Genomic DNA, 20,207 nt, shown 5'->3' with positions numbered 1-20,207 from the left:
TCATCCCCTTGCAAGCCAGCACCCCGAGCCGATCCTGAGATCGGCTTTTTTGTGGGCGTGTTCCACTGGTCTGGCGAGCGCGAAATGGATTAGGATGAGACCTCTTTTCCGGGTTATCCCGGCGAACCATCCTTGGCAGCAGAGATTTGTCCATGACTTTACTCAAACCGCCGGGGCTCAGGCCCGGCGACACCATCGGCTTTTTCTCCCCCTCCAGCGCGGCCACCGCCTGGGCACCAAACCGCTTCGCTCGCGCCAAGGCTTATCTGGCGGCGCAGGGCGTCGAACTCAAGGCGGGCAGCCTGACCGGGGAGCGGGATCACTGGCGCTCCGGCTCCATTGCGGCGCGGGCCGAAGAGCTCAATGCCCTCATCCGGGATCCAGAGGTGCGGGCAATCATGTCGGTGATTGGCGGCAGCAACTCCAACTCCCTGCTGCCCTATCTCGATTATGAGGCGCTGAAGCGGGATCCCAAGATCATCATCGGTTACTCCGACGTGACGGCCCTGCTGCTTGGCATTCATGCCCGTACCGGCCTGGTCACCTTTTACGGGCCGGCGCTGGTGGCCTCTTTCGGCGAGCTCTCGCCGCTGGTGGACGAAACTTTGGCCGGGTTCAACCAGATTTGCCAGGCAGGTGGCGCCGCCGTGCCCCACACGGTGCCGACGCCGACGCAATGGACCGACGAGCGGCTTGACTGGGAACAGCAGACCCGGGCCAAGCAGTGCCTGCCAAACCGGCTGATCTCGGTGGGATCTGGTCGGGTGCGATGCCGACTGATCGGCGGCAACCTCAATACCCTGGCAGGGATCTGGGGCTCACCCTATATGCCGCCCATAGCGCGGGGGGACATTCTGCTGCTGGAAGACAGCCAGGGCAGCGGCCGGCGGCCGCTCGATATCCTGCTGGAAGTGGTGGGGGAGCCGACCTTCCCCATTCTGGCGGAGTTCGACTGTGCTCACACTCACCCCATGCTGACGGTGCCGCTTGGCATCCAGGCCGAACTGGATCTCGACAGGCAGACCCTTACCCTGTGCGAGCCCTGGCTCCGCTAGCCGCAAGAGAAATGCAAAGAGGCCGCAGTTGCGGCCTCTTTGCTGTCTGCTCGCAGGATCAGGGCAGGGCATCGGCCCGGAAGTGTTGCAAGGATCTGCGGCCCCCGTCTCTTAAATGTTTATTGATCTCAGGGTAATGCGTCGGCCCGGAAGGTGTTGCAAGGATCTGCGGCCCCCGTCTCTTAAATGTTTATTGACCTCAGGGTAATGCGTCGGCTCGGAAGCTGGCGCGGATCTGCGGCACCAGAGGCGAGGGGTCGAAGCCCTTCTCCTCCCCGAGCACCGGGTGGAGCAGGGGCTTGTCCTCTATGGGGGCGAGATCCCCCGCCAGCAGCGCTCGGGTGGCCTGGCCCATCTGGTAGAGCTGGCGCACCGGGGCGAACTGGGTCGCCAGGTTGAGAGGGTCATCGGCGCGGGTGAAAGCCATCATGGGGATCTGGTAGGCCGCATCCCGGGGCGGCTTGGCGCCGTGGATACCCTTGCCTGCGGACATCAGGAAGGGCTGGTGATCCCCGAAGGCCACCACCAGGTAGCGCTTGCCTGAGCCGTCGAGGGTCTTGAGCAGCCGCTCCAGGGAGGCCATGGCGTCCACCACCCCGGTGTAGTAGGTGTTGAGCAGCTGGCGCTCTGCCGGGCTCTGATCCGGGCAGGCCTTGTCGATCTGCTGGGCCCGGTAGCGATCCCCGTCGAAGGGGCCGTGCCCCTGCATGGTGACCGCGTAGGCAAACAGCGGCCGGTTGTCCTGTTCGCTGCGTTTGATCAGGTGATCGATGAGGGCATCGTCCGAGATGTAGAGCCCTTTGTGTTCCAAGGTGGTGAAGCGGGTGTCGAACCAGCGCTCCTCATAGCCGAGCGCCGGAATAGCCTTGGCGCGGCCCCAGAACTTCTCCACATAGGGGTGGGCGAACAGGGTCTGGTAGCCGCTTTGCTTCGCGCTCCGGGCAAGCCCGGGAACCTGGGCCGAGAGGTAGTAGTAGGGCACCACCCCCTGCTTGAGCAGGCCCGCCGGCAGGCCGGTATTCATCTCGAACTCCGCCAGCACCGTCATGCCGCCCGTGGTGGGGGAGTGGATGGTCTTGTGCCACTGCGCCACCCCGGCGGGCAGACTCAGGGTGGGGGCAGGGGCACAGATCTTGCCCTGCCAGTCGAGCCAGAGCGACTCGTATTGCAGCACGATCACCAGATCGAAGCGGGGCGGCTGGCCCCGGGCTGGCTGGCTCAGTTCGGGGGTGCGCTCGTTGATCTGCAGGGGATAGCGAAAGACGTTGCCGCTTTGCAGCATCTCGTCCACCAGGTTGAACAGATAGAGGCCGGGGCCGGCGCGGATGATGTCCCTGTGGTAGTTCACCGCCCTGTCCACGTAGCGGATGTTGGCCCCGAGCAGCTTGTTGCCGGTCTGGGTGGCGAACACGCAGAGCGCGAAGAAGGCGGCGGTGGCGGCGGCTGTGCGCAGGATCCAGCGCGACAGGGCAAAGCGCCAGCACAGGAACAAGAACCCCAGCACGGCCAGCACCGGCAGCACGGGGTGCTGATCGAGCAGGATGTGCAGCAGGGCCAGCAGGTTGCCGAGATCGTCCCCCCCGAGCGGCACCCCGTAGATGGCGATCTTCATGAAGTTGGCGAGCAGGCCTATGCCGGAGAGCGCCGTGAACACCAGCCCCATATAGAGGTTGAACCCCGCCAGAGCACAGAGGCTCCAGCCCAGCACCATGCTGCCCCAGGCGAGGTAATAGTGCTCGGGCCGAAAGCCCGACCAGAACAAAAACTCTCCCAGCTTGAACACCACGAAGCCGTGCAGCAACACGAAGGTGAGGTTGCCAAGCAGCAGGCTGCCGAAGACCCGCGAGCGGTAGCTTCGACGCAGCCGCGGCAGCATCGCCCTGAGCACGGCGGCACTCATCAGCAGCACCAGCAGCAGGCTGATCATCAGGTAGCTCAGGTTGAAGCCGCGCTCCGGCAGGGTCTGCAGTATCTGGCTGTATTCGGCGCTCTCGGGCCTGTCCGCCAGCAGCAGGCCGATCCGCAGTTGATAGCGGCTGTCCAGGGCGTCATCCGGTGCCCGCAGGGCGCTGTTGAGATCCAGGGTGCAGCGCTCCTGGCGACACTTCTGGCGCTTCTCCACCGCCTGGCTCAACTGATCGATGCGAATGCCCTTGTCGTTGAGCAGCTCCACCCGCACCTTGTCCCCCTCCTGCAGCGGTTTGAGCAGTTGCCATTGGCTGCGCACCACCAGATAGAGGCCGCGACTGTCGCTCTTGTAAAGCAGACTGTGGCGGCTGAGGGTGGCGATAGGCTGATCGGCGGGCCCCAGGATCAACGGTTGTGCCCGCCCGAGCCAGCCGGCGGGATTGAGCAGCGGCAGGGCGAGGGTCAGCAACAGCAGGGCTATCAGCAGACCGAACAGCCACCCGGCCAGAGACTGGGAAAGGGAGGGGCTGTGACCACAGACGGGGGCATTCATAGGGGCTCATCCTTGGAGCGGGCAGGGCAGCGATGGCTGCATCTATTTTGACCCGATGGTGAGGGGCTTGTTCCTTGATGTCAATTTAATGACAACGGGATGAATCTTGGGTGACGACCCGGGCGTGCGAATTGTGATCCCGATCCGGGAGGGGCATTCATTCTGTGATGAAAGCGTCATCATGGGGCTTTGCCGCTGGTCTGGGAGGGGGGCGCTGTTTAGTCTCTCAGTAACGGTTGGAGGTACATGTATGAATCCCAAGGTTGCGGCACGTCAGGCAAGATTGCTCCAGATGCTGGAGAACAACGACGAGATCCGGATCGGACGTGAGCGAGACTGTCCCCTGCCTCTTGCCCAGTTGTTAAGGCTCACCGAGGATCACCCGGACGTCGTCAGGGTCTATGGTCACGGGCTCACCGCCGAGGTGTTCCACCTCAAGGTGGAGGGCCATCACTGGTGCCTGAAGCGGTGCCGACCAGACTCCCTGGTGGCCAACGTCGACGGCAAGACCGCCTTTCTCACCGAACTGGAGCGGCGTCGGGAGATAGAGAGCCTGCGGGAGCTGCACCCCACCATCCTCTCCAACGTGGTCTGCACCAGCTTCGGTTCGGCCCGCGCCGGGGTGCTGGTTTCCCCCTGGCTGCGGGGAGAGCCGGTGTGCAGGCTCAATGAGCGCAACCTGGCGCAGATGCTGGCGGTGGAGGCCGAGCTGGCGCGCTGGGGCTGGTTTGACTGGGATCCGAGCCCGGGCAACCTGCTCGACGACGGCCAGCAGATCTCGGTGTTCGACTTTGGCTACATGTGGCCCTTCGATCCCCTCCACGAGTTCAACTCCAATGGTCTGAGCGACCCTGAATTTCATGTGCCGGAGCGGCTGGAGACCCGCACCCTGTCAGGGCTCTGGTTGGATGATGCCGATCCCTTGCCGCTGTTTCGCCACTGGCGGGGGCTCTGCCTCGCCTGGGCGAAGGGGGAGTTGCAGTACCTTAGCCGGGAGGGGGCCAGTGCCCCCGTGCTGGCCCGCATGCAGGGGCTGGTGGGAGAGTGGAGTGCGGCGCTGGCAAGCGACGAGGCGCTCGCCGCCAACTGGTGGCGCGACATGTATCGCAGCCACCGGCTCGACATTCAGGACGATCTCAGCGGCAAGAGTTGCGGCCCCATGACCCTGCGTCGCCTCGACTGGCTGGAGCAGGCGGTGCGGGATCACTTCCCGGCGCTGGCCGAGAACCTGGGGCCGGACGAGGCAGGGCTCAGCCAGACTGCGCTGTTGCAACGGCTGGGGGCGCTGCGTGAGCAGATCCGGGCCAACCTGCTGCCAACCCCGGCAAGCCAGCCCATGGGCTGACATGACGGCTGACTCAATGACAAGAGGGGCGCATCGGCGCCCCTCTTCGTTGATATCGATGCTGGCGTTATGGCCTTCCCCTGATAACAGACCCTTCTCCCCAAGGGGAGAAGGGTCTGACAAGGTTTCGTCAGGCTCAGTCGAGCAGCTCCTGATGGAGGCGGTTGACGATGTTGCCTGCCTCGCTCTCCTTGACCAGGAAGCAGAGGTTGTGGGCGCTGGCGCCGTAGCAGATCATCCGGATGTTGTGCTCGCGAATGGCGTCGAACACCCGGCTGCCCACCCCGGCGGCCTCGCTCATGCGGTTGCCGATGAGGGCCACCAGGGCGAAGTCGGTCTCCACCTCCACCTTGCATAGCTGGCCGAGCTCCGCCAGCACCTTGTCGCCCAGGATGGGCTCGCCGTTGCTCTGGCTGCCAGTGTGATCCAGGGTCAGTGACACGCTCACCTCAGAGGTGGTGATGAGATCCACCGAGATGCGGTGACGGGCCAGGATGCCGAACACCTCCGCCAAAAAGCCGTAGGCGTGGAACATGTTGAGGCTGTGCAGGGTGACCAGCACCTGCTGGCGGCGCAGGGCCACGGCGCGAAACAGCGGGCAGGTCTCGGTGCTGGCGCGGATCCAGGTGCCACCTGCTGCGGGATCCCTGGCTGAGCCGACGAACACCGGAATGTCCTGGCGCAGTGCGGGTTGCAGGGTGGCCGGGTGCAGCACCTTGGCGCCGAAGGTGGCCATCTCGGCTGCCTCCACGAAGCTGATTTCCGGGATGGGGCGGGCCCGGGTGACCAGGCGCGGATCCGTGGTGTAGATGCCGGGCACGTCTGTCCAGATCTCTATGCTGCCTGCGTCCAGCGCCTCGGCGAGCAGGGCCGCGCTGTAGTCGGAGCCGCCCCGGCCCAGGGTGGTGGTGCGGCCATCGGCGTCGGCGCCGATGAAGCCCTGGGTGATGATTAGGCTGTCACCGAGCAGCGGGCCCAGCGTGGCTTGGCAGAGGGTGCGGGTGGCGGCGAGATCCACGGTGGCCTTGCCAAAGCGGCTGTCGGTGCGCAGCAGCTGGCGTGCGTCCTGCCAGCAGGCCTTGATGCCCCGCTGGTGCAGCAGTTCGGTGAAGAGGCAGGTGGACATCAGCTCGCCGCAGGCGATGAGGCGGTCTGCCAGTTCGGCATCGGTGTGCTGGCAGGCCTGGCGGGCCATGGTGCGAATGTCGCCAAGCTGGGCGTGAATGAGAGCGCTCACTTCGCCCGGGTTGCCAAGCGCCGTCAGGATGGCCTGCTGGATCCCGGTCAGTCTGGCGAGCTGGGCATCCTGCCCGGCTTCGTCCAGTTCACCCTGAGCCAGGCTCACCAGCAGGTTGGTGACCCCGGCGCTGGCGCTCAGCACCACCACCCGGGTCGCCGGATTGGCCAGCACCACGTCGGCGCAATGGTTCATGGCCGCGGCATCGGCGACACTGGTTCCGCCAAACTTGGCGACGTTGATCGGGTTCATTGCATACTCCTGTCTCAAGGTGAAAATCCGGTTTCATCGGGCAAAAGAGAGGAGGAGGCAGAAAATGGCAGGAATAGCGAAGGATCCCGGCCAGAAGCACTCCATCCGCGGTGCCCATCCCACAAGGATCCTGCTGGATGCCTGTGGGATGCACACGACCGATGACAACCCGGGGGATTCAGCCCCCGCAGCCGACGTTGAGGTATACCAGTTGCCTCACTCGTCTCGGCGCTGCTCCCCCTGACCCAAGTTCACCGGACTCTGGTGTCCTCCCTTGGGCTGCCTGGGCAGCGCTCCTCTTCTGGTGCCACCCTGAAAGGTGGCGTGCATGTAGAAATACCTTGCTCTGGATTGCACTGTCAATCGAGTTCGTAAAAAAGTACACAATTGGCAACAACCAGGCACAAGATCAATCAGTTACGAAATGGTCTTGGACAAAACCTTGGAGCGACGCTGCCAGTTGTAGAGCCGCTGGCGCGCCACCGGGAGATCTTCCACCTCCAGGGGATCGAAGCCCCGCTCCCGGAACCAGTGGATGGAACGGGTGGTGAGCACGAACAGGCGGCGGATGCCGAGCCGCTTGGCCCGCTCGGCCACCTTGGCGATCAGCTGATCCCCCCGGTTGGAGTTGCGGTACTCGGGATGGATGGCGACGCAGGCCATCTCGGCCATCGCCTCCTCCATGAAACAGTAGAGCGCCGCGCAACCGATGATGAGGCCGTCGCGCTCGATGATGGTGAACTTGTCTATCTCCATCTCCAGCTGCTCACGGGAGCGGCGCACCAGGATGCCTTCCTCCTCCAGCGGCCGGATCAGATCCAGGATGCCGCCGATGTCTTCGATGGTGGCGGCCCGTGCCCGCTCGGCGCTTTCGCGCACTATCTGGGTGCCGAGCCCCTCGCGGCTGAACAGCTCCTGCAGCATGGCGCCGTCATCCTGATAGCTCACCAGGTGGGAGCGCGGCACGCCGCCCCGGCAGGAGGCAATGGCCGCACGCAGGTAGCGGGCGGTGCCGGACATCTCCTCGCCGGCCTGCTCGAGCTCCACCAGCAGCTCTTCTGCCTGCTCGGGGAAGAGCTCGGAGATGGCCTCGCCTTGTCTGTTCATCACCCCCTGGGTGCTGCTGAAACAGATGAGCTTGTCTGCCTTGAGATCCACCGCCACCCGACGCGCCACCTCTTCGGAACTCAGGTTGAAGCTCTCGCCGGTGACCGAGCAGCCGATGGGGGAGATGAGCACCAGACCATGCTGATCCAGCTGGCGGGTGATCCCCTCCACGTCGATGCGCCGCACCCGGCCGCTGTGGCAGTAGTCGATGCCATCCTCGACGCCGAGCGGCTGGGCGGTGACGAAGTTGCCGCTCACCACGCTGATGCGCGCGCCCTGCATGGGGGTGTTGGCCAGCCCCATGGAGAGCTGGGCCGTGATGTCGTATTGCAGACCGCCACACACCTGTTTGATGATGGCGAAGCTCTTGTCATCGGTGACCCGGATCCGTCTGTGGTACTGGGCCTCGATGCCGGCGCGGGCCAGCGCCTCGTCGTTTTGCGGACGCGAGCCGAATACCAGGACCAGACGGATCCCAAGCGTCTGCAGCAGGGCGATATCGCTGACGATATTGGCAAAGTTGGGGTGGCAGATGGCTTCCCCGCCCATCATCAGCACGAAGGTGGCGCCCCGGTGCACGTTGACATAGGGGGTGGATTGCCGAAAGGCATGGACCAGGCTGGGTTCGCGTTCACGCACGTGTTTCATTCCATAAAAAAGCAGCAATTTGCTCAATATATGAAAATAAATTCACAAATCAAGACTAAATATTGGTTTTGGTGTTTTGTGCCGCCATTTTGACCAGTCGCAGACGCCCTGTGCCAGGGCGAGTCGGGGGGCGGTCAGCCCGGTGAAGGGGCCGCCTCGGTTGATCCGGGCTCATAACCTGTTATCTTCGGGGTTCCTTTTCGTCAGCCGCATCGCGCGGGGTTTTATTCAAGGACAGGGCATATGGAGCAGATTATTTCACCGGCAGAGGCGCTGCCGGGACGACGGGAAGCGCTGGCGATCGGCCAGCAGCATGCCGTCAACGGCCACCCGACTCAGGGCCCCTGGCCCGAGGGGATGGAGCTTGCCTGGTTTGGCATGGGGTGCTTCTGGGGTGTGGAGCGCCTGTTCTGGCAGCAGCCCGGCGTCTATTCCACCGCCGCCGGTTATCAGGGGGGTCTGACGCCAAACCCCACCTACAAGGAGGTGTGCAGCGGTCTGACCGGTCATGCCGAGACTGTGCAGGTGGTGTTCGACCCTAAGGTCATCAGTTATGGCGAGCTGCTCAAGCTGTTCTGGGAGCAGCACGATCCGGCCCAGGGCATGCGCCAGGGTGGTGACATCGGCACCCAGTACCGCTCGGTGATCTTCTATGGGGATGACAGTCAGGAGGCCATCGCCCAGCAGAGTCTGGCCGCCTATCAGCAGGCCATGATGGCGAGCGGCGATGCCCGTCCCATCACCACCCGGATCCTGCCGCTGGCCCCTTTCTACTACGCCGAGGATTACCATCAGCAATATCTGGAGAAGAATCCGGAAGGGTATTGCGGGTTGGGCGGCATTGGCGTCTGCCTGCCGCCCAGCCTGAACCGCTGAGGCGCAGCATGTATAAAACAGGGGCCATCCGGCCCCTGTTTCGTTTTTTTGAAAGAAATATTAAAAAAAGTGTCCTGGTCGGGAACTTAACCGAACCTCGGCAGACTAACAGGTTAGCTACCATGGACGGCAGCCAAGACCAGACACATTTCTTGCCTCGACATTCATTCCACTGACAAGCGCGATGAATCGGAAGTGATAGCAAGCAGGGCTGCCCTTTGAGGCGGCCCTTTTCACTTTTCGGCCGTGCGGCCGCGGGGGAGGGGCTAGCGGATGGTGCTGTCGAACAGGTTCTTGATGAGACTGATGAACTCATCGAGGAAGGCGTGCTGTGCCGGGGTGGGCGCCCGCAGCCAGACGGCGGAAAGCACCTCCTCCAGATCGGCCACCACGGCGTCGGCCTCCTGCATGATCATGAAACGCACCTTGGGGTCGAGCTGAGGGTTCTGCTCGCAGATGGCCATAAGGTTGCCTGCCACCCGGTTGCTCACCAGATCCTCTATGGTCTGGGAGCCAGTGCCCTGCTGCTGGCTCTCGAACAGGCCCAGACTCTCTACCAGATACTCGATCAGCGCAATATAACCGTCGCTCTCTACCACCATGATGGCTGCCTTCATTCATTGCTTTGGGGAAATGGTGGGTATTTTAGTGGCTGGCCTTGGCTTGGCAAGCGGCAGTAGAGGCGATGGCGGACAAAACTGACCCCGCCGCGCTCCACGGTTTCCAATCCGGCCTGCTCGAACCCGTGGCGCAGAAACAGCGCGAGGCTGAAGGCGCTGGCCTCCGTGGTCAGGCTGTGCAGGCCCAACTGGCTGGCCGCCTGCAGCGCCCGTGCCAGCAGCAGGCCGCCGAGCCCCTGACGCGGATGATCCGGGCTCACATAGAGCAGGCTGAGGTGGCCGTCATCGCTCAGGGTGACAAAGCCTAGGGGGATGCCCTGCTGCTCGATGACCCAGCCGTGGTGCTCGCGCAACTGGCTGACCAAGCCGGGGTGACGGGCGCCCAGCGCCCATTGCTCCACCTGCTGCGGACTGTAATGCTCCGGGCCTATGCGGCGCACCGACTGCTCGAACAGGGCCAGCAGCGCGGGGATGTGCTGCTCCCTCAGAGGCCTGATCCGGGCGGGCGCGGTTTTTTGTGTCTGCGGCATCGATGTTATCCTGCCCTGCCTGACAGGGTTGGCACCTGCGGTCGCCTGGCCCTGGGCAGGCCGGCCACCACCCGCTCATAGGAGTGTTCAATCCAGCCCTGCCAGAGGTCGGTGTCCAGACCCTCGACCAGGGTCACCGTGTTCCAGTGCTGCTTATTCATGTGCCAGCCGGGTTTCACCTCGGGATGGATCTCCCGCAGCAAAAGTGCGAGTTCGGGCTCGCATTTGAGGTTGATGGTGAGGGGCTCGGCCTGCCAGTTCACCAGGGCGAACATCTTGCCGGCGATGCGGTAGACCAGGAACTCCGGGCCGAAGGGGGTATCCTCGGTTGCCCCCGGCAGGCTGAGCAGGAATTCACGTAACGATACAAGGCTCATACAGGACTCCATGCTGGTCCGATGATAAGTGGCAGCATATTCAGCGGGGCGCCCCATCTGTTAATATGCCCGCCGAGTATATCCCTCAACCCCCCGGGAGCCCATAAGATGTTGTACCACAAGACCTTTGAGCTGGGCCCCGATCGGGATTGGGTGGTGTTCGTGCACGGCGCCGGCGGCAGCTCCTCCATCTGGTTCAAGCAGCTGCGCGCCTACCGGGAGCACTTCAACGTGCTGCTGCTCGACCTGCGCGGCCACGGCCAGTCCAACCAGTTGCAACAGGTTGTCAAGGGGCACTACAGCTTTCGGGCCGTGACCGAGGACATCCTGCGACTGCTCGATCACCTGCGCATTCCCCGCGCCCATTTTGTCGGCATCTCCCTTGGCACCATCCTCATCCGCCACCTGGCCGAGCTCTGCCCCGAGCGGGTCAAGAGCATGGTGCTCGGCGGCGCCATCCTGCGCCTCGATATCCGCTCCCGGGTGCTGGTGCAGCTTGGCCGGGTCGGCCAGCACATCCTGCCCTACATGTGGCTCTACCGGTTGTTCGCCTTCATCATCATGCCGCGCCAGCACCATCAGGAGTCCCGCAACCTCTTCGTGCGCGAGGCTCGCAAACTCTGCCAGAAGGAGTTCAAACGCTGGTTCCGCCTCGCCACCGAAGTCAACCTGCTGATGCGCTACTTCAAGGAGCGGGCCCTGCCGATCCCGACCCTCTATGTGATGGGGGAGGAGGATCACATGTTCCTCACCCCGGTGCGCGAGCAGGTGGCCCGCGACCCCTACAGCCGGCTCGAGATCATCGAAAACTGCGGCCATGTCTGCAACGTGGAGCAGCCCGACCACTTCAATCGTCAATCCCTGGCATTTCTCTCTACCCAGGCGAGCGTCTTGCCCGCTGCGCCGCTAGAAGCCTGATCCCGCGCCAAGCCCCCTCCTGGGTGAGCGCAGTCCTCTCAGACGAAGTAGTGGGCGATATCCAGATAGCGCTGGCGGATATGCTCGATCAGCAGCCGGATCTTGCGCGGCGGCTGGCGGGTGAAGGGGTAGACGGCGTAGATGCCAAGCTTCTTGCCCACCCGCTCCGGAAACAAATCCACCAGATTCCCGCTCATCAAATCGTGATAGACCAGGCAGCGCGGCACATAGACGATGCCGCGCCCCCCCAGCGCCGCCTTGCGCAGGGCACCGGCGTTGTCGGTTGAAAAGCTCCCCGACACCGACACCAGATAGTTACCGTCCTCCCCCTTGAAGGCCCACTCCGACGCCCCCGTGCTCTGGTAGGCGTAGCGCAGGCAGTTGTGAGCCTGCAGGTCTGCGGGCTCGCGCGGCGCTCCGAAGTGGCGCACATAGGCGGGGGCCGCGCAGATCACCCACTGGGAGTCGAGGATATGGCGGGCGATGAGGCTGGAGTCATCCAGATAACCGGTGCGAATGACCAGATCGAACCCCTCTTCCACCAGATTGACGAAGCGGTTGTCCAGCGACATCTCCACCGTGAGCCCCGGGTGCTGCTGGCAAAAATCGGCCACCGCATCGGCCAGCAGCAGCTCTCCCGAGATGGTGGGCACCGACATGCGCACATGGCCGCTCACCTTTTCGCCAAACCCCGCCACCGCATCGAAGGCGTCCAGTGCGGCGGCCTTCACATTTTTCGCACCCTGATAGAGCTCCTTGCCTGCCTCGCTCAGGGTGAGCCGGCGGGTGGTGCGATAGAGCAACTGCACCCCGAGTTCTTCCTCAAGGCGTCCGATCCGTTTGCTAACCACTGAATTTGTAATGGAATTTTGCTCAGCCACCTTGCTGAAGGAGCCTGCCTCCACCACCTGGGCGAAGAGGATGAGGTCGTCGGTACTGGCCATATTGATCAACTTTTGGAACGAATGTTGTTCATTATTTCCATATATCGCGAAAAAGGAACAGGGTAAGGTCACGTCCGATTAACAAAACAACAACAAGGTGCCCCCACGGTGCCTCTTCTGGACAAGGACGCAATGATGACAGACACCCTGCTGGCCCTGGTGGCCTTCTCGCCGATCCTGGTGGCCGCCGTGCTGCTGGTTGGCCTCAACTGGCCCGCCAAGCGCGCCATGCCCATCGCCTTCCTGTTGACCGTGTTCATCGCCCTCTGGGGCTGGCAGATGAGCCCGACCCGGGTCTTTGCCTCCACCCTGCAGGGGTTGGTGATCACGGTGACCGTGCTCTGGATAGTGTTCGGCGCCATCTTGATGCTCAACACCCTCAAACACACCGGCGCCATCAGCGCCATTCGCGGCGGTTTTACCAACATCTCGCCGGACCGGCGCATCCAGGCCATCATCATCGCCTGGTGCTTCGGTGCCTTCATCGAAGGGGCTTCTGGCTTTGGCACCCCGGCGGCCATCGCCGCCCCCTTGCTGGTGGCCATCGGCTTTCCGGCGCTCGCCGCCGTGCTGCTCGGCATGATGATCCAGTCCACCCCAGTGTCGTTCGGCGCGGTGGGCACCCCCATTCTCGTTGGTATCAACAAGGGGCTGGATAACCAGGCCATCGGCCACACCTTAAGCGCTGGTGGCAGCAGCTGGGACATCTACCTGCAGCAGGTGACCACCAACGTGGCCCTCATTCACGCCACCGTCGGCACCCTGATGCCGGTGTTGATGGTGATGATGCTGACCCGCTTCTTCGGCCGCCACCGCAGCTGGACCGAAGGGCTCGCCATCCTGCCGTTCGCCCTCTTCGCCGGGCTCGCCTTCACCGTGCCTTACGCCCTGACCGGCATGCTGCTCGGTCCCGAGTTCCCGTCCCTCATCGGCGGTCTGGTGGGGCTCGCCCTGGTAGTGACGGCGGCGCGTCGCGGTTTCCTGGTGCCCAAGGCACAGTGGGATTTTGCCCCCGAGAAAGAGTGGCCTGCCGAGTGGCTGGGCTCCATCAAGCTGGATCTGAAAGACGCCGCCGCCCGCCCCATGTCGCTGCTGCTGGCCTGGCTCCCCTATGTGGCGCTGGCGTTGTTGCTGGTGGCGAGCCGGGTGAGCCCGGCGTTCAAGGCAAGCCTCCTGTCGGTGAGCCTCGCCTTCACCGATCTGCTGGGGGAGAAGGGGGTCAGCGCCTCCATCGAGCCGCTCTACCTGCCGGGGGGTCTGCTGGTGCTCTGCGCCCTGCTCGCCACCTTGCTGCAATCGCGCTCCCTCGCCCCCTTTGGTCGGGCGATGGGGGAGTCCAGCCGCACCCTGCTAGGCGCCGGCTTCGTGCTCATCTTTACCGTGCCCATGGTGCGCATCTTCATCAACTCCGGCGTGAACGGGGCGGATCTTGCCAGCATGCCGGTGACCACGGCGAATTTTGCCGCCGGGCTGGTGGGGGAGTTCTTCCCGGCCCTGAGCGCCACCATAGGCGCACTGGGAGCCTTTATCGCCGGTTCCAACACGGTGTCGAACATGATGTTCAGCCAGTTCCAGTTTGAAGTGGCGCAGACCCTCGGGGTATCCACTGCCGCCATGCTGGCGCTGCAGGCCGTGGGCGCGGCGGCCGGCAACATGATTGCCATCCACAACGTGGTGGCGGCGTCGGCCACCGTGGGGCTGCTGGGGCGCGAGGGGGAGACGCTGCGCAAGACCGCGCTGCCGACCCTCTACTATCTGCTGGCCACCGGCCTCATCGGGTTGGTGCTCATGTACAGCTTCCACATCTCGGACGTCTTGCTGCAGCTCAAGTAAAGGAGAGCAAGTGATGAAGGTAATGCGGGTCTATCCGGCCAAGCCGGCCGATGTCTATCTCTACGCCACCTGTCTGGTGGACCTGTTCGACCCGGTGGCGGGGCTCGATGCCATCGCCCTGATCGAGCGGGAAGGGATAAGGGTGCACTTTGTCGAGAAACAGACCTGCTGCGGGCAGCCGGCCTACACCTCGGGCCATGAAGAGGAGGCGCGCAAGGTGGCGCAAAGCCAGATGGCGCTCTTCCCCGAGCCCTGGCCGGTGGTGGTGCTGTCGGGCTCCTGTGGCGGCATGATGCACCACCACTATGCGCGCCTGTTTCCAGAGAGCCGCGAGGTGGCGGCGTTTTGCGAGCGGGTGTTCGAGCTCACCGAGTTTCTGGCCCAGGTCTGCCGGGTGCGCTGGTACGGGGTGGGGAGGGCGAGCATCGTCATGCACACCTCCTGCTCGGCCCGGCGCGAGATGCAGGTACACAGCCGGGCCCGCGCCCTGCTGGGTCAGCTCGATGGGGTCACCCTGCATGAACAAGCCTACGAGAGCGAGTGCTGCGGCTTTGGCGGCACCTTCTCGGTGCGCCATCCCCACATCAGCCAGGCCATGGTGGAGGACAAGACCCGCCACCTGCTGGCCACCGGCGCCGACACCCTGGTGAGCGCCGACTGGGGGTGTCTCTTGAACATCAAGGGCTCCCTGGCCTATCAGGGCAAGACACTGCTCGCCATGCACCTGGCCAGCTTCCTGCTCGCCCACAGCAAGCCGTTGTCAGAAAAACAGGAGGCCCATCATGAGTGAGCACGCCAAGTATTCGCCGCGCCGCTTCCATCCCCAGGCCGAGGCGGCTCTGGCCGACCCCGTGCTGCGCCAGAATTTTCGCGGCGCCATGGATTACCTGCGCGCCAAGCGCCGGGATGCTTTCGCCGACCCGCTCGAGGAGGCGGCGGTGCGCGATGCGGCGGAGCAGATCCGCCAGCGCTGTCTCTCACGCCTGCCGGCGCTGCTGGAGCAGCTCGAAGCCAACTGTGAGCGCAACGGCATCCGGGTGCACTGGGCCCAGACGCCGGCGGAGGCCAACGCCATCATCCTTCGCATCGCCCAGCAACACGGGGTGAGCAGCATCGTCAAGGGCAAGTCCATGGTGAGCGAGGAGGTGGGTTTCAATCACGAGATGGCGCGCCACGGCATCCGCTGCCTTGAGAGCGACATGGGGGAGTTTATCGTCCAGCTCGACGGCGACACCCCGTCCCACATCATCATGCCCGCCATCCACAAGAACAAGCAGGAGGTGAGCGACACCTTCGCCCATAACCTCGATGGCTTTACCCCCACCACGGACGTGGACGCCCTGATCCAGACCGGGCGGCGGGCCCTGCGCGAAGAGTTTCGCCGCGCCGGCATGGGGTTGTCGGGGGTCAACTTTGCGGTGGCGGAGACCGGCAGCCTGTGCCTCGTCGAGAACGAGGGCAACGGGCGCATGTGCACCACGGTGCCGAAAGTGCACGTGGCCATCACCGGCATCGAGAAGGTGGTGGAGTTCTTATCCGACGTGCCGCCCCTCTACAGTGCCCTGACCCGCTCGGCCACCGGGCAGGCCATCACCACCTACTTCAACGTCATCAGCGGCCCACGCCGGGCAGGGGAGCTGGACGGCCCGGACGAGGTGCACCTGGTGCTGCTCGACAACGGCCGCAGCCAGGCTTATCGGGACGAGGAGCTGCGCAAGACCTTGCAGTGCATCCGCTGCGGCGCCTGCATGAACCACTGCCCGGTCTACACCCGCATCGGTGGCCACGCCTACGGCACCATCTACCCGGGGCCCATCGGCAAGATAGTCTCCCCCCACCTGCTGGGGCTGGAAAGCACCCAGGATCTGGTAACCGCATCGAGCCTGTGCGGTGCCTGCGGCGAGGTGTGCCCGGTGCGCATCCCCATTCCCGACATGTTGCAGCGCCTGCGCCGGGAGGCCAAGCACGACGCACAGCCCGGCCACGAACCGCTGGCGGGGCAGGGGGCGGCCAGGAGCCGGCTCGAGACGCTGGCCATGCAGGGCTTTGCCTTTGCCGCCACCCACCCGCGCCTCTATCACGCCGCGACCGGGGTGGCCGGTCGCCTGCGGGGGCTGATGCCAAAGCATCTTGGCCCCTGGACCCAGTGCCGCGAGGCCCCCAAACCCGCCCCCCAGAGCCTGCACGCCCTGCTGCGCCAGAAGAAAAAGGAGTCCTGAGATGTCGAGCAAAGAGGCCATATTAAGCCGCCTTCGCGGCGCCGCCACCCCCATTGCCCACGCCCCCCATGGCTGGCAGCCCTGGCGCGGGGCAGACGATAGCGCGCGGCGTGAGCGCTTTGTTGCCGGGATCAGCGCCAGCCATGCCGAGATCCTCACAGTCCAACAGGCAAACCTTGCCCGGGATCTGGCCGCCTGGCTGGATGAAGAGGGAGTGACGCATCTGGCCTGTGGCCAGGGCGGCCGCTGGCAAGCCGAAGTCGCGGCCGCCAGCGCCGGGCGCTCTGTGTTGACCCCGGCGGGGGAGTTTTCCGGCTGGAAGGACGATCTGTTTGACGTTTGTCAGGCAGGCATCACCCATTGCGCGGGTGCCATCGCCGATACCGGCACCCTGGTGTTGCTGCCGGATGGCGGCGAGCCGCGCACCTTGTCCCTGGTACCCCCCTGCCATATCGCCCTGCTGGCGGCGTCCACCATCGCCGACAACCTGGCGGGGCTGGTGGAGGGCGGGCGCTGGCAGCAGGCCATGCCCGCCAATCTGCTGCTGGTCTCCGGCCCCTCCAAGACCGCCGACATCCAGCAGACCCTGGCCTACGGTGCCCACGGCCCGAGCCGCCTGCTGGTGGTGCTGGTGGAGGATTGCTGATGGGCTGGAATGAATTTGACGCCGCCGTGCTCTCGCGCATCCCGCCGGAGCGGCTGGTGAGCGACCCTGACTTGCGCCTCGCCCACGGCACGGACGCGAGCTTCTACCGGCTGGTGCCAGAGCGCATCGTGCGCCTCGACTCCCTCGATGAGGTGCGCTTCGTGCTCGGGGTGTGCCGCGAATTGAGCCTGCCGTGCACCTTTCGCGCCGCCGGCACCAGCCTCTCGGGCCAGGCCCTGAGCGATTCGGTGCTCATCACCCTGACCGACAGCTGGCGCGGCCACCGCATTCTGGACGAGGGGGCGCGCATTGCCCTGCAACCCGGGGTGATCGGCGCCGATGCCAACCGCTATCTGGCGCCTCTGGGCCGCAAGATTGGGCCGGATCCCGCCTCCATCAACGCCTGCAAGCTTGGCGGCATCGCCGCCAACAACGCGAGCGGCATGTGCTGCGGCACCGCCCACAACAGCTATCACACCCTGCATGCCATGACCTTGCTGCTGGCCGATGGCACCGTGCTGGACAGTGGCGATCCGCAAAGCCGCGCCGCCTTGGCGGCCAAGCGCCCGGAGCTGCTGGCCGGGCTCGCCGCCCTGCGCGCCGAGGTGCTGGCGAACGCCGAGCTTGCCGCCAAGATTCGCCACAAGTACCGGCTCAAGAACACCACCGGCTACGCCATCAATGCCCTGCTCGACCATGAGGACCCCGTCGATATCCTCACCCACCTGATGATTGGCTCGGAGGGGACCCTCGGCTTTATCGCCGAGGTGGTGCTCGATACCGTGCCGGAATACCCCCACAAGGCCTCGGCCCTGCTGGTGTTTCGGGACGCCGAGCAGGCGTGTCTGGCCACCTCGCGCCTGAAAAGTGCGCCGGTGGTGGCGGTGGAGCTGATGGATGGACGATCCCTTCGCTCGGTCGCGGGCAAGCCCGGCCTGCCGGACTTTATCAAGACGCTGGATCTGGCTGCCTGCGCCTTGCTTGTCGAGGTGCATGGGGAATCGAAAGAGGAGCTGGTGGATCGCTGCGAGCAGGTGACGGCCATGGCCGCCGGGTTCGCCCAGGTTGCCTCGGTGCCCTTTACTACCGATAGCGCTGGCCTCTGGGCCATTCGCAAGGGGCTCTTCCCGGCGGTGGGGGCGGTGCGTACCACCGGCACCACCGTCATCATCGAGGATGTCGCCTTTCCCATCGAGCGTCTGGCGGAAGGGGTGGCGGGGCTGCAGCAACTGTTCGATCGCTTCGAATACGGTGAAGCCATCATCTTTGGCCACGCGCTGGAGGGGAACCTGCACTTCGTTTTTACCCAGGGGTTCGACGATCCGGCCCAGGTGGCCCGCTACGGCGCCTTTATGGATGCGGTGGCCGAACTCGTCGCGGTGCGCTTTGGCGGGTCCCTCAAGGCCGAGCACGGCACCGGCCGCAACATGGCCCCCTATGTGGAGTTGGAATGGGGGCCGGAGGGGATGGCGCTGATGCGGCGCATCAAGGCGCTGCTCGACCCCGATGGCTTGCTCAATCCCGGCGTCATCATCAACGATGACCCCAAGGCCCACCTGGCCCACCTCAAGCCCATGCCGGCGAGCGATGCCATCGTCGATCCGTGCATCGAATGCGGTTTTTGCGAGGCGGTCTGCCCCTCGCGCACCCTGTCGCTCTCGCCGCGCCAGCGCATCGTGCTCTATCGGGAGTTGTCACGCCGTGGTCGCAGCGGTGAAGCGGCAGGGGATCTTGCCCGGCTGTTTGACTATCAGGGCATCGACACCTGTGCCGCGACCGGGCTCTGCGCCGATCGCTGCCCGGTTGGCATCAACACCGGCAGCCTTATCAAGAAGCTGCGCAGCGACAAGTATCAGCGCTTCGTGCCCATCGCCCGCTGGAGCGCCGATCACTTCGCCGGCGTCACCCGCACGGCGCGCGGTGCCCTGGGGCTCAGGGGCATTGCCGGCAAGCTGTTGGGAGACAAAGCGCTGGCAGGATTGGTAAACGGGGTACGTAACGTCAGCGGCCAGCGCACGCCCGCCTGGCTGCCGACCCTGCCTGGGCCGAGCCGTTACCAGTGGCCGCCAGGGGAGGGGAGCCATAGCGGATCCAGCGAGCGCGCCGTGGTCTATCTGCCGTCCTGCGCCAGCCGGGTGTTTGGCCAACAGGAGGATGCCCCGTCACTGCCGGACGTGGTGCAATCACTCCTCAATAAAGCGGGTTGCCGGGTCATCGTGCCGCAAGGCATTGAGGGGCTCTGCTGCGGCATGCCCTATGACAGCAAGGGGATGGTCGAGGTGGCAGAGGCCAAGCGCAGTGAGCTGGCCGAGGCCCTGTGGCAGGCAAGCGAAGCCGGCCGCTGGCCCGTGCTGCTCGACACCAGTCCCTGCGTGCAGCGGCTGCTCTCGGGGGCACTGGGCAAGGGCCTGCGCATATTCGAGCCCTCCGCTTTTGTGCTGGAACACCTGCTGCCGCACCTTGAGCTGACCCCCATCGATGAGACCGTGATGCTCCATATCACCTGCAGTAGCCGGCGCATGGGGCTGGGGGAGGCGATGCTCAGCGTCGCCCGTGCCTGCGCCCGGGAGGTGATAGTGCCGGAGCATATCCAGTGCTGCGGCTTTGCCGGCGACAAGGGGTTGATGACCCCGGAGCTCAACGCTGCCGCGCTCGCCAGCCTGCCCGCGCAGGTACCAAGCCATTGCCGCCAGGGTTTCAGCAACAGCCGCACCTGCGAGATGGGGCTGAGCCAGCACGCCGGCATTCCCTATCACAGCATCCTCTATCTGGTGGATCAGGCGGCGAAATAAATAAACCCCCGGCAGAATAAATTCTGTCGGGGGTTTATTTGTTGAATCAGTGGGTGGATATTTGCGTACATATTTATTAGTTTTACTATCGTGGCTTAGGGAAGGTGCGAATAAGCGGGGAAATTCTTCTCGGCTGACTCAGTCATTTCATTTCTTCATGTTTGAGCCGTTTTTTCTCCCGTAAATGCCTTGAATCAGCCTATTTAGACCGTTTCTTCGCCATTTAAGGCGTTATTCCCAGTTTTTAGTGAGATCTCTCCCACTGACGTATCATTTGGTCCGCCCGAAACAGGTTGGCCAGCGTGAATAACATCGCCAGTTGGTTATCGTTTTTCAGCAACCCCTTG

16 protein-coding genes, 1 pseudogene and 1 riboswitch are annotated in these 20,207 nt (G+C 64.3%); of the genes and pseudogenes, 9 read left to right on the top strand and 8 right to left on the bottom strand.

Annotated elements, in window-relative coordinates; genetic code table 11:
- The first annotated feature begins 152 nt into the window (after window positions 1-152).
- Window positions 153-1,055, top strand: coding sequence for a S66 peptidase family protein (locus tag ACB039_RS19705; RefSeq protein ID WP_371166271.1), 903 nt, complete (start codon window positions 153-155; stop codon window positions 1,053-1,055).
- 199 nt (window positions 1,056-1,254) lie between these two features.
- Here the strand turns inward: ACB039_RS19705 and ACB039_RS19700 are convergent, their stop codons facing one another.
- Window positions 1,255-3,516: an LTA synthase family protein gene (locus ACB039_RS19700; RefSeq protein WP_161507314.1), complete on the bottom strand. Its 2,262-nt coding sequence runs from the start codon at window positions 3,514-3,516 to the stop codon at window positions 1,255-1,257.
- Window positions 3,517-3,766: 250 nt separating this feature from the next.
- On the opposite strand from ACB039_RS19700, the gene ACB039_RS19695 reads away from it, so the two are divergent.
- Window positions 3,767-4,861, top strand: a complete 1,095-nt coding sequence (locus tag ACB039_RS19695) for a hypothetical protein (protein WP_371166270.1) — start codon at window positions 3,767-3,769, stop codon at window positions 4,859-4,861.
- Window positions 4,862-4,997: 136 nt separating this feature from the next.
- Here ACB039_RS19695 and lysC read toward each other — a convergent pair whose 3' ends face one another.
- Both lysC and argA read right to left on the bottom strand, forming a co-directional pair.
- Window positions 4,998-6,350 (bottom strand): lysine-sensitive aspartokinase 3, encoded by a 1,353-nt coding sequence (lysC, locus tag ACB039_RS19690; protein ID WP_371166269.1) that lies wholly within the window; start codon window positions 6,348-6,350, stop codon window positions 4,998-5,000.
- Between the two features lie 86 nt (window positions 6,351-6,436).
- Window positions 6,437-6,659, bottom strand: a riboswitch (Lysine riboswitch).
- A 108-nt stretch (window positions 6,660-6,767) separates the two neighbouring features.
- The gene (gene argA / locus ACB039_RS19685) at window positions 6,768-8,096 is read right to left on the bottom strand and encodes an amino-acid N-acetyltransferase (RefSeq protein ID WP_042648311.1); all 1,329 of its coding nucleotides are present in this window, start codon (window positions 8,094-8,096) and stop codon (window positions 6,768-6,770) included.
- A 252-nt stretch (window positions 8,097-8,348) separates the two neighbouring features.
- Here argA and msrA point away from each other — a divergent pair, with 252 nt between their 5' ends.
- Window positions 8,349-8,981 (top strand): peptide-methionine (S)-S-oxide reductase MsrA, encoded by a 633-nt coding sequence (gene msrA / locus ACB039_RS19680; protein ID WP_182785694.1) that lies wholly within the window; start codon window positions 8,349-8,351, stop codon window positions 8,979-8,981.
- Between the two features lie 266 nt (window positions 8,982-9,247).
- Here msrA and ACB039_RS19675 read toward each other — a convergent pair whose 3' ends face one another.
- The 3 genes from ACB039_RS19675 to ACB039_RS19665 are packed head-to-tail and all read right to left on the bottom strand — an operon-like array spanning window position 9,248 to window position 10,508.
- Window positions 9,248-9,583 carry a DUF3802 family protein gene (locus tag ACB039_RS19675; RefSeq protein WP_182788928.1) on the bottom strand — a complete coding sequence of 112 codons (336 nt, stop codon included), beginning with the start codon at window positions 9,581-9,583 and terminating at the stop codon, window positions 9,248-9,250.
- Between the two features lie 11 nt (window positions 9,584-9,594).
- Complete coding sequence (locus ACB039_RS19670; RefSeq protein ID WP_182785693.1) at window positions 9,595-10,131, bottom strand: GNAT family N-acetyltransferase; 537 nt, start codon at window positions 10,129-10,131, stop codon at window positions 9,595-9,597.
- A 5-nt stretch (window positions 10,132-10,136) separates the two neighbouring features.
- Window positions 10,137-10,508 carry an MmcQ/YjbR family DNA-binding protein gene (locus tag ACB039_RS19665; RefSeq protein ID WP_182785692.1) on the bottom strand — a complete coding sequence of 124 codons (372 nt, stop codon included), beginning with the start codon at window positions 10,506-10,508 and terminating at the stop codon, window positions 10,137-10,139.
- A gap of 108 nt (window positions 10,509-10,616) precedes the next feature.
- On the opposite strand from ACB039_RS19665, the gene ACB039_RS19660 reads away from it, so the two are divergent.
- Window positions 10,617-11,426 (top strand): alpha/beta fold hydrolase, encoded by an 810-nt coding sequence (locus ACB039_RS19660; protein WP_371166268.1) that lies wholly within the window; start codon window positions 10,617-10,619, stop codon window positions 11,424-11,426.
- Between the two features lie 38 nt (window positions 11,427-11,464).
- Here ACB039_RS19660 and ACB039_RS19655 read toward each other — a convergent pair whose 3' ends face one another.
- A complete protein-coding gene (locus ACB039_RS19655; RefSeq protein ID WP_197970356.1) occupies window positions 11,465-12,442 on the bottom strand; it encodes a LysR family transcriptional regulator in 978 nt (325 codons plus the stop codon).
- Between the two features lie 63 nt (window positions 12,443-12,505).
- Here ACB039_RS19655 and ACB039_RS19650 point away from each other — a divergent pair, with 63 nt between their 5' ends.
- Genes ACB039_RS19650 through ACB039_RS19630 form a run of 5 tightly spaced genes read left to right on the top strand, consistent with a single transcriptional unit; the run spans window position 12,506 to window position 19,860 of the window.
- Window positions 12,506-14,203, top strand: coding sequence for an L-lactate permease (locus ACB039_RS19650; RefSeq protein WP_268421918.1), 1,698 nt, complete (start codon window positions 12,506-12,508; stop codon window positions 14,201-14,203).
- 13 nt (window positions 14,204-14,216) lie between these two features.
- Window positions 14,217-14,993 (top strand): (Fe-S)-binding protein, encoded by a 777-nt coding sequence (locus tag ACB039_RS19645; protein WP_082029929.1) that lies wholly within the window; start codon window positions 14,217-14,219, stop codon window positions 14,991-14,993.
- Window positions 14,986-16,422: a LutB/LldF family L-lactate oxidation iron-sulfur protein gene (locus tag ACB039_RS19640; protein WP_182785689.1), complete on the top strand. Its 1,437-nt coding sequence runs from the start codon at window positions 14,986-14,988 to the stop codon at window positions 16,420-16,422. The genes ACB039_RS19645 and ACB039_RS19640 overlap by 8 nt, the downstream gene beginning before the upstream one ends.
- A 1-nt stretch (window position 16,423) precedes the next feature.
- A complete protein-coding gene (locus ACB039_RS19635; protein ID WP_182785688.1) occupies window positions 16,424-17,068 on the top strand; it encodes an LUD domain-containing protein in 645 nt (214 codons plus the stop codon).
- Complete coding sequence (locus ACB039_RS19630) at window positions 17,068-19,860, top strand: FAD-binding and (Fe-S)-binding domain-containing protein (RefSeq protein WP_182785687.1); 2,793 nt, start codon at window positions 17,068-17,070, stop codon at window positions 19,858-19,860. The genes ACB039_RS19635 and ACB039_RS19630 overlap by 1 nt, the downstream gene beginning before the upstream one ends.
- 244 nt (window positions 19,861-20,104) lie before the next feature.
- Here the strand turns inward: ACB039_RS19630 and ACB039_RS19625 are convergent.
- Window positions 20,105-20,207: pseudogene (locus tag ACB039_RS19625) on the bottom strand (IS5/IS1182 family transposase); the annotation flags it as partial.

It is taken from the genome of Aeromonas sp. S2(2024) (assembly GCF_041402505.1).
Classification (GTDB): domain Bacteria; phylum Pseudomonadota; class Gammaproteobacteria; order Enterobacterales; family Aeromonadaceae; genus Aeromonas; species Aeromonas media.
The sequence above is the reverse complement of the archived record's forward strand: the minus strand, read 5'-3'. Positions and strand labels throughout refer to the sequence as shown.

What these genes read in the sequence shown, in the direction of transcription:
- ACB039_RS19705 (WP_371166271.1), top strand. Translation starts at nt 153, where the DNA reads ATGACTTTACTCAAACCGCCGGGGCTCAGGCCCGGCGACACCATCGGC.
- ACB039_RS19700 (WP_161507314.1), bottom strand. Translation starts at nt 3,516, where the DNA reads ATGAATGCCCCCGTCTGTGGTCACAGCCCCTCCCTTTCCCAGTCTCTG.
- ACB039_RS19695 (WP_371166270.1), top strand. Translation starts at nt 3,767, where the DNA reads ATGAATCCCAAGGTTGCGGCACGTCAGGCAAGATTGCTCCAGATGCTG.
- lysC (WP_371166269.1), bottom strand. Translation starts at nt 6,350, where the DNA reads ATGAACCCGATCAACGTCGCCAAGTTTGGCGGAACCAGTGTCGCCGAT.
- msrA (WP_182785694.1), top strand. Translation starts at nt 8,349, where the DNA reads ATGGAGCAGATTATTTCACCGGCAGAGGCGCTGCCGGGACGACGGGAA.
- ACB039_RS19675 (WP_182788928.1), bottom strand. Translation starts at nt 9,583, where the DNA reads ATGGTGGTAGAGAGCGACGGTTATATTGCGCTGATCGAGTATCTGGTA.
- ACB039_RS19670 (WP_182785693.1), bottom strand. Translation starts at nt 10,131, where the DNA reads ATGCCGCAGACACAAAAAACCGCGCCCGCCCGGATCAGGCCTCTGAGG.
- ACB039_RS19665 (WP_182785692.1), bottom strand. Translation starts at nt 10,508, where the DNA reads ATGAGCCTTGTATCGTTACGTGAATTCCTGCTCAGCCTGCCGGGGGCA.
- ACB039_RS19660 (WP_371166268.1), top strand. Translation starts at nt 10,617, where the DNA reads ATGTTGTACCACAAGACCTTTGAGCTGGGCCCCGATCGGGATTGGGTG.
- ACB039_RS19650 (WP_268421918.1), top strand. Translation starts at nt 12,506, where the DNA reads ATGACAGACACCCTGCTGGCCCTGGTGGCCTTCTCGCCGATCCTGGTG.
- ACB039_RS19645 (WP_082029929.1), top strand. Translation starts at nt 14,217, where the DNA reads ATGAAGGTAATGCGGGTCTATCCGGCCAAGCCGGCCGATGTCTATCTC.
- ACB039_RS19640 (WP_182785689.1), top strand. Translation starts at nt 14,986, where the DNA reads ATGAGTGAGCACGCCAAGTATTCGCCGCGCCGCTTCCATCCCCAGGCC.
- ACB039_RS19635 (WP_182785688.1), top strand. Translation starts at nt 16,424, where the DNA reads ATGTCGAGCAAAGAGGCCATATTAAGCCGCCTTCGCGGCGCCGCCACC.
- ACB039_RS19630 (WP_182785687.1), top strand. Translation starts at nt 17,068, where the DNA reads ATGGGCTGGAATGAATTTGACGCCGCCGTGCTCTCGCGCATCCCGCCG.